The sequence below is a fragment of the Ructibacterium sp. SJQ-7 genome, from assembly GCF_054696575.1.
The window spans coordinates 2764147-2778992 of record NZ_CP195193.1; the positions used below are offsets into that span (position 1 = coordinate 2764147).

General features: G+C 38.0%; 24 protein-coding genes, 1 tRNA gene, 1 other RNA gene and 1 pseudogene. 18 read left to right on the forward strand and 9 right to left on the reverse strand.

The annotated features are described in order from the left end of the window. Positions 1-40: 40 nt before the first annotated feature. Positions 41-138: signal recognition particle sRNA small type (gene ffs, locus ACSAMO_RS12045), an RNA gene on the reverse strand. Between the two features lie 167 nt (positions 139-305). Between ffs and ACSAMO_RS12050 the strand changes: the two genes are divergently transcribed. The 9 genes from ACSAMO_RS12050 (at position 306) to ACSAMO_RS12090 (ending at position 5078) form a co-directional block, all read left to right on the forward strand. Further along, positions 306-629 carry a DUF6514 family protein gene (locus ACSAMO_RS12050; protein WP_147514639.1) on the forward strand — a complete coding sequence of 108 codons (324 nt, stop codon included), beginning with the start codon at positions 306-308 and terminating at the stop codon, positions 627-629. Between the two features lie 38 nt (positions 630-667). Then, a complete protein-coding gene (locus ACSAMO_RS12055; RefSeq protein WP_499209397.1) occupies positions 668-1279 on the forward strand; it encodes a ribonuclease M5 in 612 nt (203 codons plus the stop codon). Between the two features lie 78 nt (positions 1280-1357). Continuing rightward, positions 1358-1690: a YlxM family DNA-binding protein gene (ylxM, locus tag ACSAMO_RS12060; protein ID WP_022229516.1), complete on the forward strand. Its 333-nt coding sequence runs from the start codon at positions 1358-1360 to the stop codon at positions 1688-1690. A gap of 33 nt (positions 1691-1723) precedes the next feature. Then, positions 1724-3067 carry a signal recognition particle protein gene (gene ffh, locus ACSAMO_RS12065; protein ID WP_022229515.1) on the forward strand — a complete coding sequence of 448 codons (1344 nt, stop codon included), beginning with the start codon at positions 1724-1726 and terminating at the stop codon, positions 3065-3067. A 59-nt stretch (positions 3068-3126) separates the two neighbouring features. Next, positions 3127-3369, forward strand: a complete 243-nt coding sequence (gene rpsP, locus ACSAMO_RS12070; protein WP_022229514.1) for a 30S ribosomal protein S16 — start codon at positions 3127-3129, stop codon at positions 3367-3369. A 17-nt stretch (positions 3370-3386) separates the two neighbouring features. After that, positions 3387-3620, forward strand: coding sequence for a KH domain-containing protein (locus ACSAMO_RS12075; protein ID WP_022229513.1), 234 nt, complete (start codon positions 3387-3389; stop codon positions 3618-3620). 70 nt (positions 3621-3690) lie between these two features. Beyond that, entirely contained in the window at positions 3691-4203 is a 513-nt protein-coding gene (gene rimM / locus ACSAMO_RS12080) for a ribosome maturation factor RimM (RefSeq protein ID WP_147514642.1), read from the forward strand. A gap of 8 nt (positions 4204-4211) precedes the next feature. After that, complete coding sequence (gene trmD / locus ACSAMO_RS12085) at positions 4212-4937, forward strand: tRNA (guanosine(37)-N1)-methyltransferase TrmD (protein ID WP_147514650.1); 726 nt, start codon at positions 4212-4214, stop codon at positions 4935-4937. 56 nt (positions 4938-4993) lie between these two features. Continuing rightward, positions 4994-5078, forward strand: a tRNA-Leu gene (locus tag ACSAMO_RS12090). Positions 5079-5520: 442 nt separating this feature from the next. On the opposite strand, the gene ACSAMO_RS12095 is transcribed toward ACSAMO_RS12090, so the two are convergent. From ACSAMO_RS12095 to ACSAMO_RS12130, 8 genes and pseudogenes are all read right to left on the reverse strand, one after another. Further along, positions 5521-5850 carry a helix-turn-helix domain-containing protein gene (locus ACSAMO_RS12095; protein WP_499209398.1) on the reverse strand — a complete coding sequence of 110 codons (330 nt, stop codon included), beginning with the start codon at positions 5848-5850 and terminating at the stop codon, positions 5521-5523. A 102-nt stretch (positions 5851-5952) separates the two neighbouring features. Next, positions 5953-6297: pseudogene (locus tag ACSAMO_RS12100) on the reverse strand (ZIP family metal transporter); the annotation flags it as partial. A 24-nt stretch (positions 6298-6321) separates the two neighbouring features. After that, positions 6322-7800: a recombinase family protein gene (locus ACSAMO_RS12105; protein WP_412579214.1), complete on the reverse strand. Its 1479-nt coding sequence runs from the start codon at positions 7798-7800 to the stop codon at positions 6322-6324. Between the two features lie 120 nt (positions 7801-7920). Further along, positions 7921-8151, reverse strand: coding sequence for a type II toxin-antitoxin system MqsA family antitoxin (locus ACSAMO_RS12110; protein ID WP_482490452.1), 231 nt, complete (start codon positions 8149-8151; stop codon positions 7921-7923). A 2-nt stretch (positions 8152-8153) separates the two neighbouring features. Continuing rightward, positions 8154-8489 carry a DUF4258 domain-containing protein gene (locus ACSAMO_RS12115; RefSeq protein ID WP_499209399.1) on the reverse strand — a complete coding sequence of 112 codons (336 nt, stop codon included), beginning with the start codon at positions 8487-8489 and terminating at the stop codon, positions 8154-8156. Between the two features lie 50 nt (positions 8490-8539). Next, the gene (locus ACSAMO_RS12120; RefSeq protein ID WP_483229869.1) at positions 8540-8944 is read right to left on the reverse strand and encodes a hypothetical protein; all 405 of its coding nucleotides are present in this window, start codon (positions 8942-8944) and stop codon (positions 8540-8542) included. Positions 8945-9095: 151 nt separating this feature from the next. Then, positions 9096-9791: an ImmA/IrrE family metallo-endopeptidase gene (locus tag ACSAMO_RS12125; protein WP_178402450.1), complete on the reverse strand. Its 696-nt coding sequence runs from the start codon at positions 9789-9791 to the stop codon at positions 9096-9098. After that, entirely contained in the window at positions 9781-10251 is a 471-nt protein-coding gene (locus ACSAMO_RS12130) for a helix-turn-helix domain-containing protein (protein WP_117965390.1), read from the reverse strand. Before ACSAMO_RS12130 ends, ACSAMO_RS12125 begins: the two co-directional genes overlap by 11 nt. Before the next feature lie 170 nt (positions 10252-10421). On the opposite strand from ACSAMO_RS12130, the gene ACSAMO_RS12135 reads away from it, so the two are divergent. The 9 genes from ACSAMO_RS12135 (at position 10422) to ACSAMO_RS12175 (ending at position 14845) form a co-directional block, all read left to right on the forward strand. Beyond that, positions 10422-10631: a hypothetical protein gene (locus ACSAMO_RS12135; RefSeq protein WP_499209400.1), complete on the forward strand. Its 210-nt coding sequence runs from the start codon at positions 10422-10424 to the stop codon at positions 10629-10631. 48 nt (positions 10632-10679) lie between these two features. Next, on the forward strand, positions 10680-11468 hold the full coding sequence (locus ACSAMO_RS12140; protein WP_117965386.1) for a phage antirepressor: 789 nt from the start codon (positions 10680-10682) through the stop codon (positions 11466-11468). A 56-nt stretch (positions 11469-11524) separates the two neighbouring features. Beyond that, positions 11525-11758: a hypothetical protein gene (locus ACSAMO_RS12145; protein WP_499209401.1), complete on the forward strand. Its 234-nt coding sequence runs from the start codon at positions 11525-11527 to the stop codon at positions 11756-11758. Between the two features lie 270 nt (positions 11759-12028). Beyond that, the gene (locus ACSAMO_RS12150; protein WP_337600054.1) at positions 12029-12199 is read left to right on the forward strand and encodes a hypothetical protein; all 171 of its coding nucleotides are present in this window, start codon (positions 12029-12031) and stop codon (positions 12197-12199) included. Positions 12200-12205: 6 nt separating this feature from the next. Beyond that, positions 12206-12487, forward strand: a complete 282-nt coding sequence (locus tag ACSAMO_RS12155; protein ID WP_147514055.1) for a hypothetical protein — start codon at positions 12206-12208, stop codon at positions 12485-12487. 12 nt (positions 12488-12499) lie between these two features. Continuing rightward, complete coding sequence (locus tag ACSAMO_RS12160; RefSeq protein ID WP_499209402.1) at positions 12500-12643, forward strand: hypothetical protein; 144 nt, start codon at positions 12500-12502, stop codon at positions 12641-12643. Positions 12644-12703: 60 nt separating this feature from the next. Continuing rightward, the gene (locus tag ACSAMO_RS12165; protein WP_499209403.1) at positions 12704-13123 is read left to right on the forward strand and encodes a hypothetical protein; all 420 of its coding nucleotides are present in this window, start codon (positions 12704-12706) and stop codon (positions 13121-13123) included. Beyond that, complete coding sequence (locus tag ACSAMO_RS12170; protein WP_499209404.1) at positions 13123-14286, forward strand: DUF2800 domain-containing protein; 1164 nt, start codon at positions 13123-13125, stop codon at positions 14284-14286. The genes ACSAMO_RS12165 and ACSAMO_RS12170 overlap by 1 nt, the downstream gene beginning before the upstream one ends. Before the next feature lie 13 nt (positions 14287-14299). Further along, complete coding sequence (locus ACSAMO_RS12175) at positions 14300-14845, forward strand: DUF2815 family protein (RefSeq protein ID WP_022229195.1); 546 nt, start codon at positions 14300-14302, stop codon at positions 14843-14845. Position 14846 lies beyond the last annotated feature (1 nt).

The window sequence follows — 14846 nt, forward strand, 5'->3', positions numbered from 1 at the left end:
GAAAAAACGCCATATAGGCGTTGTAATAATCAAAATAGGCTCCGACCGAGTTTACCGTAACACATTGAAAGCACCGCTTATTGCTGCTTGGTTCCCCATCTGACAAGGTTCACGGGTTTCAATCGCACGGGCTCGGCCGTCATCGCCAATCAAATCTTCAGTTAGCTATAATATTATAATACATTTTTTCAAAAACTGCAATACCTATTTTAAATTTTTTTTAGAATATTCAAAAATTTTTATGCATATAATGGTTAGGTGGCTTGGTTAGGAGGCATAAATATCAAAAAGACGGAGGAATTAATATGGATAATGAAATTTTGTACAAAAGTATAAAAAAGGAAAGTGAGGTTTACATTTGTTTGGATTATTATATTATACCCGAGAGCATATCGGCAGATTATTGTGATTTAAAGTGCTACGGAATTAAGATAGAAAAGACAACCGTGTATGCAGGCGGAGGTAAAATAGTAGAAAGCAAGCAGATAAATAATATTTTTTACCGATACAAAGACGCAACGGAATTTTCTGATACTATTATAAAGAAACGTATCGAACCGCAGGGACTTCGTGACATTGTGGAAAATTATATAATAGAAAGTATTGACAGAGCAAGACAAAGTGCATAAAATAAATATCGAAAAATAATTTACAAAGGGATATTGTTATGTACAAAATAAAAGAAACGATTGTTGTCGAGGGGATATATGACAAAATAAAGCTGTCACGTTTTATAGATGCGGTGATAATAGTGACAAACGGATTTTGCGTATTTTCCGATGACAGAATATTGGAAAGCATAAAAAAGATGGCGGACGAAACGGGAATTGTTATTTTGACCGATTCCGACAGTGCCGGCTTTAAAATAAGAAACTACATAAAACAGTCTTTGCCGAAAGAAAAGGTAAAACACGCTTATGTACCCGATGTTCACGGCAAGGAAAAACGCAAGAGAGAACCCGGAAAAGAGGGCCTTTTGGGTGTTGAGGGGATTAAGGACGATATAATCCTTGATTCCCTCAAAAAAGCGGGTTGCACGATTGACGGAAGTGCGACGGCGGTAAAAGCGGGACGCGAAATTACAAAAGCCGATTTGTATAAAGCAGGTCTTTCGGGGGGTATCGGCAGCGGTGAAAAGCGTAACGCACTTGCACATTCTCTCGGAATACCTATGAAAATTTCCGCGAATATGCTCCTTGATTTGCTCAACAGACTGCTTAATTACGATGAGTTTTGTGAAATTGTACAAAACATTGACGATTTGAAAGGTGAAATTTGATAAAAAATATATTGACAAACTGTCCGAAATCGTGTAAAATATCACCTGTAAATAAAAATAACTTTACAGGTGATGCAAATGGCAAAGGACTTGAATGTTACCATTTTGCTTGACGTATACGGTCAGTTGCTTACGGAAAAGCAACGTAATGCCATAGATATGTATTATAATGAGGACTTGTCGCTGTCGGAGATTGCCGATGTAATCGACATAAGCAGACAGGGCGTCAGAGAGTCGATTAAGCAAGGCGAAAAGCATTTGACGAATTATGAAGAAAAGCTCGGAATAGTCGAACGATTTCATAATATAAGTTCAAAGCTTGAAAAATTAAATGCGTTGCTTGAAAATACCGATTTTGACGGTAAAGACGAGTTTTACGGATTGATTGACGAAATATCAAAAGAAATATAGATATAGATTATTTGCGGAAAGGAGTCACAGCTTATGGCATTTGAAAGCCTTGGTGATAAGCTGCAGGGAGTTTTCAAAAAACTTCGCGGTAAAGGAAAGCTTAACGAAAAAGATATAAAAGACGCAATGCGTGAGATTAAGCTGGCTCTTTTGGAGGCAGATGTAAACTTCAAGGTTGTTAAGGAATTTGTGAACATAGTTTCCGAAAAGGCACTTGGTCAGGAGATTATGGAGTCGCTTACTCCGGCACAACAGCTTGTTAAAATAGTTAATGAAGAACTTACCCAAATGATAGGCGGTGAAGTTTCAAGACTTGAATTTTCGCAAAAACCGCCGACAGTCATTATGATGTGCGGTCTGCAAGGTGCAGGTAAGACAACTGCAACAGGTAAGCTTGCATTAAACCTTACAAAGAAAATGAATAAGCGTCCGCTTATGGTTGCTTGTGACGTGTACCGTCCGGCGGCTATAAAACAGCTTGAAGTTTTGGGTAAACAAATTCAAGTACCCGTATTTTCAATGGGTGCAGACGTAAATCCCGTTACTATCGCAAAAGAAGCGGTAGCACACGCAATAAAGCATGGAAACGACCCTGTTATCCTTGATACGGCAGGTCGACTTCATATAGATGAGCAGCTTATGGACGAGCTTGCGAACATCAAAGCGGAAGTAAATCCGACGGAAATACTTCTTGTTGTAGACGCAATGACAGGTCAGGACGCAGTAAACGTCGCAAAATCATTCAACGATCAGCTTGATATAACAGGTGTTATACTTTCAAAGCTTGACGGTGATACAAGAGGCGGTGCGGCACTTTCCGTAAAACAAGTTACGGGTAAGCCGATAAAATATGCGTCGGTCGGTGAAAAATTGAGCGACCTTGAACAGTTCCATCCGGACAGAATGGCGTCAAGAATTTTGGGTATGGGTGATGTGCTTACTCTTATTGATAAGGCACAGGAAACCATAGACGAAAAGAAAGCGCAGGAGCTTGAAGAAAAAATCCGTAAACAACAGTTTGACCTTGATGATTTCCTTGAACAGTTCAAGCAAATCAGAAAAATGGGTTCATTCTCACAAATACTCGGTATGTTGCCGGGAATAGATAAGAAAATGCTTGAAAGCGTTGACACTGAAGAAAATGAAAAGAAAATGCTTCATATTGAGGCGATAATTCAGTCAATGACACAGGAAGAACGCAGAAAGCCGAGTATAATCGGCGCAAGCAGAAAAGTCCGTATATCGAAAGGTAGCGGAACAAGAGTACAGGACGTAAATCAACTTTTGAAACAGTTTGAACAAATGCAAAAGATGATGAAACAGCTGTCAGGCGGACGTCAGGCAAAAATGCTTAAACGTCTCAGAAAACGTAAATAAGGTATGATAAATACTTTATGATATATTTATGCTTATAATTTATGGGAGGTGAAAGAACAATGGCAGTAAAAATCAGATTGAGAAGAATGGGTGCAAAGAAGGCTCCTTTTTATAGAGTAGTAGTTGCAGATTCAAGATACCCAAGAAACGGTAGATTTATTGAAGAAGTTGGCACATACAATCCTCTAACAGACCCTGCAACAGTTAATATTGACGCAGAGGCAGTTAAGAAGTGGATCTCAAACGGTGCTCAGCCAACTGATACTGTTAAGGCTCTTCTAAAGAAGTCTAACATTATCTAATTATGGAGGATAGGCTAATGAAAGAAGTATTGGAGATAATAGCCAAATCACTTGTTGACTATCCCGAACAGGTTGATGTTAAGGAAATTAACAACGAGGACCAGACAGTAACTTTGGAACTTAGAGTTGCTGAAAGCGATATGGGTAAGGTGATTGGTAAACAGGGTAGAATTGCTAAGGCAATCAGAACTGTTGTCAAAGCTGCCGCAAGTCGTGAAAATAAAAAAGTTGCGGTTGAAATCTTACAATAGGATAGTAGGGGCTTGCATTTGTGAGCCCTTTTTGTATTTTAATTTCCGATGTTGAAGAAAGGATTTAGTTATGGACTTGCTTGAGGTAGGAAAAATAGTTAATACACACGGTTTAAGAGGTGAAGTTAAGGTTGTTCCTTGGACCGATTATCCCGAAGTGTTTGAAGATATAGATTTTGTTTATGTAAAGAAAAAGTCTGAATATGAAAGACTTGACGTAAAGGGTATAAAGTATCAGAAGAATAATCTTATCGTGAGATTTTCTCAGATTACTGATATAAATATGGCTGAAAAGTATAAAAATCAAGTGATTTATGCCGAACGCGAGATTTTGGGCGAACTTCCTGAGGGCGTGTATTATATTGCCGACCTTATCGGTCTTGATATTGTTACGGAGGACGGCGAAAAAATCGGTACTGTAAGCGATGTTTTTAACACGGGCAGTAACGATATTTACGAAGTAAAGCGTGAGGGAAAGAAAAATCTTTTGTTGCCTGTTATAGATGACGTTGTTCTTAATATCGACGTTGACGGCGGTAAAATAACCGTCAGAATGATGGACGGCTTGGAGGACTTGGCGTGAAAAATCATATGAGATTTGATGTGCTTACATTGTTTCCGCAAATGTTTGAGGCGGTTTTGGGTGACAGTATAATCGGTCGTGCGAGAGAAAATAATATTCTTGAAATGAATTTTATTGATATTCGTGATTTTTCAACCAATAAACATAGAAAGGTTGACGATTATCCGTATAGCGGCGGAGGTGGTATGCTTATGAACGCACAGCCTGTGTATGACGCGTATATGTCTGTTGCGGAGGGACTTGATTATAAACCGTTTACGATATATATGTCGCCGCAGGGAAAGGTGTTTAATCAAGGTATCGCAATCGACCTTGCAAATTATGAGCATATCGTTTTGCTTTGCGGTCATTATGAGGGTATCGACCAAAGAGTTATAGATGAAATTGTGGATATGGAACTGTCCGTCGGTGACTTTGTTATGACAGGCGGCGAAATTCCGGCGATGACAGTTATTGATACTGTTTCAAGACTTGTTCCGGGAGTTTTGGCTGCTGAAACTTCGTATGAAAATGAGTCGCATTTTAACGGACTTTTGGAGTATCCGCAGTATACCCGTCCGGCAGTTTGGCACGATAAACCGATTCCCGATGTGCTTATTTCCGGTCATCACGCGAAAATCGAACAGTGGAAAAGGGAACAGTCACTCATTAATACACTCAAAAAGCGTCCCGATATGCTTGAAAAAGCCGAACTTACTAAGGAAGATATAAAATTTTTGAAAGAATATAAGTAGATTTTGGATTTGACTATTGAATTTTGAATGTACATTTGATATAATAGTTAAGTCGAGCGGATATGGCGGAATTGGCAGACGCGCATGATTCAGGTTCATGTGGGGCAACCCATGCAGGTTCAAGTCCTGTTATCCGCACCACGTCAGAGTAAGCGTTATATCGCTTACTCTGTTTTTTTGTAAAAAAGCAGAGTGCGCTTATACAACTACTCTTTCTTAGTAGCAAAAGGTCATGTTCACGTCGGCTACTTATTTGCAAGAACATTCGTAACGACTTTTGTTCGATGCTAACCTTTTTCAAGAATGTTTTCGGCACGTTTGAAAACATTATATGAAAAGTATATGATTTGCGTGTGTTTTGTAACGAGAAACTTGACAGAAAAATTGAGAACGGATATTGCTATTATCATTAGTATCGCGGCATTGGTAAATGTGTGTAAAAAATAATGCACGAAAAACAAAAAAGTATGCAGCTCAAAAAAGTATGAGGAAGTGTCTGTCAAAACACTAATTTCACTTTGACAATTTAGTCCAAGTGTGTGAATATAATAAAAGAAACGGAGTACAAAAATCTGTACTCCGTTCAGTCTGTATCACTAAGGGACAAAGCTGTTTTAATCAAGCGATATATCTTTTCCTTTTCAACATCTGTGCGGTTTGAAAGCATAACAGTAATACGGTTTAAAAATACATCATCATTGCTTGCGGGTTTGTGGTTTGAGAAAAATTCCGAAAGCGAAATGTTGAATACCGTACATAACTTTTCAATCGTCAGAATTGTAGGATTTTTTTCGTTCCGCTCTATTTGACCTAAATAGGCGGGAGTGATATTAGCGGCTAAAGCAGTTTGTTCCTGTGACAGACGTGCGGCTTTGCGTAAATTGTACAGCCTTAGTCCAATATTATAGCTCATAGCATTCACCAATTTGTATTTTATAGTATAGAATTTTTCTTTTCAAACTATTATAGTATATATGTTTTTAAAATAACTATCGTTTATGTCTTTGTGTAAAATTTATATAAACAAAAGTAAGCTGAGCGCTATTATTGCCATACCGAGTATGACGCCTATAATAGTGACTTTGCTTTTTTCATATTCACGTGCCATCGGTAAAAGTTCTTCTATTGAAATAAATACCATAATTCCGGCGATTATTCCGAATAAAATACCGAATACGACATCGTTGAAAAACGGACGTAAAATTAAATAACCGATTATAGCACCTAAAGGTTCCGTAATACCCGAAAAAAACGATACTATAAATGCTCTTTTTCTGCTGCCTGTTGAGTAGTATATCGGTACAGACGTAGCAATTCCTTCCGGAATATTATGGATTGCTATGGCGACAGCTATGGCAACAAGATACATAAGGCGGGTAAAAAGTTATTTATAATAGATTTTCAAGAAGATATCGCCCTCGGGAGCGGATTTTTCACGTTTATATTCAATTTTTTTCACAAAATTTTTAAGAATGGAATTTTTTTCTGTTGCTGAAAGAGAGTTATAATTAGTGAGAAGTTCACGCAAAAGGGGAAGTCGTTCTTCGATGGAAGATGTATCCACAAGTTTAAATTTTTCACGTTCCTGTGCTATCGTGGCATTAATTTTTTTTCTTCTATCTGAAATTGCGTTATTGCGTTCAAGGAAAAGTTCTTTTGTATAGACTTCCTGTTCGAGCAAGTCATACAGACGGAGTTGTTGTTTATCAAGTTTTTTTAATTCTGTTTCCAAAGTGGCTATTGTATCAAGACAAGAAAGTTTATCCTTATTATGCGATTGACGGATATTTTTTAAAGACAATTCAATATCTTTAAATTCCTTTGTAAGCACTTCAAATACCTTATCTTCTACAATACTTAATGCAGAGGCTTTATTACAACCAAGTGTACGGCAACAAAGACGGTATTTTTCAACGGTTTCGTTAGAAGTATTGATAACTATTGCCCGACCGCAATTAGCACACTTTAAAAGCCCTGCAAACGGATTTTGCAACGTGCCTGTACGCATAGGCGGTTTATATTTCAGATTTATAATATCTTGTGCTTTATTGAACGTGTTCTCGTCAATTATCGGCTCGTGCAGTCCGGGAACATATAACCAATCATCTTTACTCGTTTTTTCTTGCGTATTTTTGCCTTTAACAGACTTTGATTTGTTCCACACTATTTTACCTATGTAAGTATGATTTCGGAGCATACGGGCGATTGTGGTGGGGTGGAGCGGTGTATTTTTCTTGCTCAAGACACCCAAATTTGCAAGCTGACGGCTTATTGAAGTAATACCCATACTTTGATTTACATACATATCAAATATCATACGAACATATTTCGCCTCCGGTTCATATACTTCCAACGTGTGCTTTTTATTTATTACGGCATTTCGATAACCAAACGGAGCACCCGACACAAAACAACCGTCGTTGATTGATTTGATACGTCCTCTGTTCATTCTGCGAGTGATGAATTTAAGCTCCTTACGAGCCATAAACATCTCAAATTCACTGTAATCTTCGTCGTACTCGTTGTTGAGGTCATATATTTTTTTGAGTGTAATAATTTTCACGTCATTTTCTTTAAGAACGTCAAAGATTTTTTCACTGTCTGCGGCACTTCCGCGCCCTAAACGGTCAAGGTCAATACATAATACCGCATCATATATGTGCGAGGGAATAGCGTCAAGCAGTTTCAGCATTTCCGTTCTGTTGTATAACATTCCTCCGCTTATCACTTCTTCAAATATGTCAATGACCGTTAAATTATTGTCCTTTGCATAAGAAAGAAGAATTTCTTTGTGACGTTCAAGTGTTTCAAGCGGATTGTTTTCGTCCGCTCTCGATTTTCGTAAATACATGGCTACATTCATCGTAAATCTTCCTTTCTTGTGTTATATTTCAACTCACACACTCCGTGGGGAGCGTGACATATGTGTATAAATGCACTTTATTCTTTTTCCTCTGTCTGCTCCAACAGGCAGGGGAATTTTTTACGCGGCAGAATTTGTATAGTCAATAACTGCAATATCATTTATAATGTTTTCGAGTTTGTATACTATTTTTTCAATTTGCCCGAATACTTCATCGGAATAATAAACTTCGTTGCAATGCTCACAAACCATAGCCGGAACATTTTTTATAATAATAACGCAATTTTCAAGATTTGCAACATATGTTCTGTTTTTGTTAATGGTGTCATGACCACATTCGATACATTTCATAATTAATTCTCCTTTCTTGTTTTCAAATCATCATAAAATTTTATGGTATCGGGAATATATGCCGTTATAATATGGATATATTCGCCGTCAAAACTACATACGACGTGTAACGGCTTGTCAATACCTCTATATCCGAATACAAGACAACTTGCAAAGGGTTTGTCGCTTATATAATTTTCTATAATTTCGCCGTTTAAAATACATTGTATGACTTCATCTCTTAATATTTTTCTTTGCAATAGCCTTTGAGTAGCGTGTTCTTTCCAAATAATTTTTTTATTCTTACACGCATTTTTCAAATCGTTTATATTATATGGAAAATCGTTAATTGTTATCAATCCTTTCAATTTTTACTTACGTTTCTCTAATTATATATATAAAAACCTCTTTAATAATCTGAATTTTTCAAATAGTCCATATGTCTGCGATAACGTCTTGGGACGTTAATGGGCACGTCATAACCGATTTGTTTCAGAAATTCGGTTATAGCATCAACACCGTCATTAAAAAATTCCGTTATACGTTTTTCTTTATTAGCTATATTTTTATAATTAGGTGGGCATACAAAGGTCCAATCGGCACCCTCGTTATCAAAAATAATTCTGAAATATTCATCTATATTGTATTTGTCAAGAGCCTTTGCCAACAACAAATGATGTTCACAACCTTCATCAAGCAATGAAACAACAGCGTGTGAGCGGTCGTGTGCAATTACTGCCATTAACGGCTCACTGTCGTGATTGATAAACTCTGTTTTGGTTTCATCACTGCCGTAATATTTTATTATGTCCATAGTATCAATATCCTTTCTTGATAAACTTACATTTCTCTAATCAACAATTTCGGAACACCCATAACTCGGCAATGCTCTTTTTTACTAATTTATTAAAAAAGCCGATTCTTAATAAATTAATTATGTTTTTAATACAATTTGTTTCACTTTTTTACATTGCGATTGGTAACTTTTTTAATCTAAATGATGTCGCCTTTCCGTAATTGTCCCTTACAATTTCAAAGAATTTTTTGTTTTGTAGTTGTGTTAAAGATACGGATATTGGAGGAAGTTGCTTGTATAGTGGGCGTTGTTGAAGTTCGTTTTTATATTTATCAAGCACCTTTATCCGAATGTTTGCACATGGTTCTGAAATTCTACAAATCCTACATAAATGCGTAGATGATATCTCATTTGAATGTGCATAATAAAATTGAGAGGGGCAGATAATTAATCCGGCTCCTATTCTTGCTTCCTCGTCGTATTGTGCATAAGTAGGAGGGCTATATGATTGTTGGAATGCATTAAACGAGGGGTTTTTTGTATGTCCGAGCAAAATGTGCATACATTCTTCGCAAACTGTAAAACGTATTCGCTCAAGGGGTTTATTATCATTATAAGCTATTTTATGATATAATGTTCCGTTATGTTCATAAGCCATGACACAACCGTCTTCATTTCCCCAAATATCAAAAACATCTTTTATACGTAAATTGCTATGACGTACTATATCGGATAAAGTTACAAGTTCGGTGTTCAGCAAGCTGCAAAGTTTTTGCACTGAAATAGGAAAAACTTTTAAATTGTTGTCGATAATAAATTGAAAAACTGTATCATATACATAATGGCGTCTGTGCTTATCTATCATTCTTAAATGCCTCCGGATACATAAACTCTGCATATTTTCTAACATTTTTGGCTTGCTCTGGTGTCATTTTTTTGCCAGCACGTGCGATTTGACGTATGTCAGGATTTTCTACTTCAATAGAATTATTTGAATTTTGTTTAGAATCCTTCAACATCGCTTGATGTGCCTTATACGCCAATTCTGTATTTCCATCGGCTTCTTTTAGAATTTCTAACGGAATGTCACTTGTTATCGATGGATCATCGTAATTAATTGGGTCATCGGTCCAACCCATTAAATAATCCGGAGTAGTACATAAGGCTTCAGAAAAAGCTACAATTTTTGATTGGGTTAAGTCGTTTATATCAGCTTCTATCTTTGCGATAGAGGAACGAGATTTATATCCAAGCATAAGGGCTAAGTCCTCTTGAGATAAACCGAGCTCCTCTCTTCGTTTTTTTATTTTTTCACCTAAACTCATATTAATGCCTACTTTCTAAATTATAAATTTTTCTTTATATTTATATTATCACAGACGTGATTACTTGTCAACAAAATTTTAGAAAAACAAAAAAATGTGTTGACAAAAAAGAACTTGTGTGTTAATATAAATACAGTGATTTAAAATCACTGGAAAGGTGGTGAATTGTAATGACAGATACGCTTGAACTGGAATTAGCTATAAAACGCGCCAGAAAGACTAAACGTGAATATGCAAATTATTTAGGCATATCTGAAATGGCATTGTATAATAAAATACATAATACAGCCGAATTTAAAGGGAGTGAAATAGCTAAATCCGAAGTGTTTTTAAATTTAAGTCCAAGTTTAACTAAAAAAATTTTTTTGTCGGCTACGTGATTTGAAATCACACAACTATAAGTCATTAAACAGAAAGGAAAAAGAAGTATGGAAGAATTAAAGGTATTTGAAAATGCAGAGTTCGGCTCTGTAAGAACAACAACAGTAAACGGAGAGATTATGTTTGTCGGTAAGGATGTAGCGGAAATCCTCGGATACAGCAATCCAAGAAAGGCTATTATAGACCATATTGATGAAGAAGATAAGGGGGTAACGAAATGTGACACCCTTGGAGGAAAACAAGATTTGACAATGATTAATGAATCAGGTCTTTACAGCCTTATTCTATCAAGCAAAATGCCGAATGCGAAGAAGTTTAAGCATTGGGTTACGGCTGATGTATTACCGGCGATACGCAAAACGGGAATGTATGCAACCGACGAATTGTTGGATAATCCCGATTTAGCTATACAAGCGTTTACGGCATTAAAATTGGAGCGAGAGAAAAATAAGAAACTAAACACCACTGTTAAAGTTCAAGAACAGCAGATTATGGAACTTCAACCAAAGGCATCATATTATGATTTAGTTTTAAATTGTCCCGATTTATTATCTGTCACTGTAATAGCAAAGGATTACGGTAAGTCGGCAAAATGGTTAAACAATTTCTTAAAAGAACACAAGATACAGTTTAAGCAAGGCGGGATATGGCTATTGTATAAGGAATATGCTGAAAAAGGCTACACAAGTACAAAGACGCATACTGTAAACGGAAATGACGGCAAGCAACATTCTAAAGTAAATACATATTGGACACAAAAAGGCAGATTATTTATTTATGCATTGTTAAAGAACGAGGGTATACTTCCGATAATGGAACAGGAGCAGATTGCTTAATACAAAGTAATAGGACAAAAAATGAAATACATAGATTAAAGCAGGAGGTGGAGATTATGGAGGCGGAAAAGACCAAAAAGGCAAGAAAGCCGAGAAAGCAACCTAAAGTACACGTTGAAGTGGTAGGAAGTTGGCAAGACAGACCTGCTTATGAGCGTTTTCAGCATTGGAAACCTCATATAGAAAATATGTATCATATGCTTGGGTACGGTGATGTAACAGTTGAGGCGTCGCAGGAGATGATTGACGAGTACAATGCTATTCAAGCAAACAAAGAAAAAGGAGCTTAATGCTCCGATGATGGGACAAGCTCACAGGATAAAGAGAGGTAAACTAATGAACACAATAGGAATTGCGCTGATTAGTTTCGGTATCGGACTAATCATAAGTTGGAAATTGGCAGAAAGGGACAGGAAAAATGCTAAAAAGAAAACCAAAAACAGAGAATGAGAAAACGGAAGAATATTTTCACAGAGAAGTATTTCCGATGATTAACGCATTCGCTAAAGAGTGCAGAGGACACGCAAAACAGAAAATAACGGTGAAAGGAATATTTTCAAATGAACAAATATGTAGTAATGACGGGCAGAGATGATGTTGTGGTTTTAAATGCCGATGACAACAAGTCGGTTAAGGCATACATAGCAAAAGGATACGGGATAACAAATCGTATCAAGTCAAAGCACCCGCTTGAAATGAGTGTCGCAAAGATTATCAGCGGAGATAATTAAACGGCTATGACGAAATACGAATTTGACGATTTGGCGTGCATAGACGATGACTTTGCTTGTCGTGATGACGACTTCGCCTGTATTGATGATGATTGGGCGTGCATAGATGATGATGACGCAGTATGCGACGATGAACGCGACGGACTTACGGAAGAAGAAGCCGACGCATACGAAAAGGAAAAAGCGTGGTATGACCTATTCAAAGAGGTATTGCAGTATCCGTACAGTTACGGATTATCTTGGGGAATAGTTTTAGCATACAGACAACCTATAAAATATCAGAATTAGGAGGTGAGAAGAGTGGCAGATGAGAAGAAAATACTGAAAATGTATAACGATTTAACACTGAATGAAAAGCATTTGGTAGGTGTTTTCGTAAATGCGATGATACTTAGTCGCAATAAAAATGACCGTCAGAGCGGCAACTCAATAACGGTCAAATAACAAAAGTACATAGATTATTAATCTATACAAACATTATATCACAGAAAGGAATAAAAATCAATGCAAATTGTAATTAGGCTTGAACAGAAAGATTTTGAGGGTAACAAGGAAGTATTCGACCGAATGTACGGATTATGTTCGGTACTTAACAAAAAGACAGATAATACGGAGATGACAAAGGCGGACGTTGAGAAAGCGGCGAACGTTGTAAGAGAGGAACAGACGCCGGACGATACGCCGACAGAGGATAACACCGCCGAAGTACCGGCAGACAATACTCCGACAGAGGATAAAAACGCAGAAGTAACAACAACCGAATACGCAATAGAAGAAGTACGCAAGGCATTCGGTGAGTATGCGAAGTCGCAGGGCAGAGATAAGGCTAAGGGACTGCTTCAAGAAATGGGTTACGGCAAAGTAACGGAAATACCGCCTGAGCGATACGCAGAGGCGATGACAAGAATAGGAGATGTGAAGTAATGCCGGAAGAACACGCAAAACTTTCAGCGTCGGGGTCAAAGAAGTGGATAAACTGCCCTGCGTCAATCGCAATGGAAAGTAAATTCCCCGACGAAAGCAGTGAATATGCAAAAGAGGGAACTACCGCACATTCATTGGGTGAGGCAAAGCTGAAATTAGCTTTAAACCACATAACACGCGTGCAGTATCATAAGATGATACGTTCGCTTGACATAACAGAAGATATGGAAGAATACACGGACAGTTATCGTGATTTTGTATTGGAGCGATACAATGCGATTAAAAGTCAATGCAAGGACGCACAAATACATCTTGAACGCCGTTTAGATTTTTCGGAATGGGTACCCGACGGATTCGGTACAGGCGACACCGTTATTATCGGCGGTGGAATAATCGAGATAATAGACCTTAAATACGGACAGGGCGTAAAGGTATCGGCAGACAAGAACAGTCAGCTTAGGATATATGGCTTAGGAGCATTGAGCGAATACGACTACCTATACGACATACATAAGGTCAATTTAACGATATTCCAACCACGACTTGATAACATTGATACGGAAACGCTTACACGCGGTGAACTCATTAAGTGGGGCGAAGATTTAAAGCCTAAAGCCGTACTTGCGAACAGCGGTGACGGTGACTGTATAGCGGGACGTCATTGCGATGACGGATTTTGCAAAGCAAGAGCCGTATGCCGTGCGTATGCGGAGGAGAAAAACAGACTTGCGGCAATGGTTTTCAAACCGCCTTTGGAGCTTACCGAAGATGAAATTGCGGAGGTAATAGACCAAGCGGAAAACCTTGCGAAGTGGTCGAAACTCGTAAAGGACTATGCTTTGGAACAGGCACTTAATAACGGCGTTAAGTATCCGGGATTTAAAGTGGTTGAGGGAAGAAGTAACCGCAAATATGCGGAGGACGACAGCAAAATCGCCGATGTATTAATTAAAGCCGGTTATGACGAAAAGAACATATATAAGAAAGAAATACTCAACATCACCCAAATGGGAGCACTTTTAGGCAGAGCAAGATTTAACGAACTGCTCGGAGAATATGTAATAAAACCGCAGGGAAAGCCGACGCTTGTACGTTCGGAGGACAAACGTCCCGAATGGAATTCGGCAGAGAAAGCGGCAGAAGATTTTAAAGATATAAAGTAAAGGAGAAATAACAATGGAAAAAAGAAAGACACAGGTAATCACAGGAGAAGTAAGATTCAGTTATGCACACGTTTGGGAGCCGTCATCAATCAACGGCGGTGACGAAAAGTATTCGGTAAGTATCATCATTCCGAAAAGCGACACAAAGACAATCAAGGCTATAAACAACGCAATCGAGGCGGCAAAGCAAGAGGGCATTGCGAAGTTCGGCGGTAAAATTCCCGCAAATTTAAAGTTGCCGTTGCGTGACGGTGATACTGACAGAGAGGACGACGAAAACTATGCAAACAGCTATTTTGTCAACGCAAACTGCAAAACCGCACCGGGTATTGTGGACAAGTCACGTCAGCCGATAATCGACAAGACGGAATTTTACAGCGGTTGTTACGGTCATGCGTCAATTTCGTTTTACGCCTTTAACTCCAACGGCAATAAAGGTATTGCGTGCGGTCTTAATAATTTGATGAAAACAAGGGACGGAGAGCCTTTAGGCGGACGAAACACTGCGGAGGACGACTTTGCGGGACTGTATGACGATGACGACGATTTTCTTAATTAAA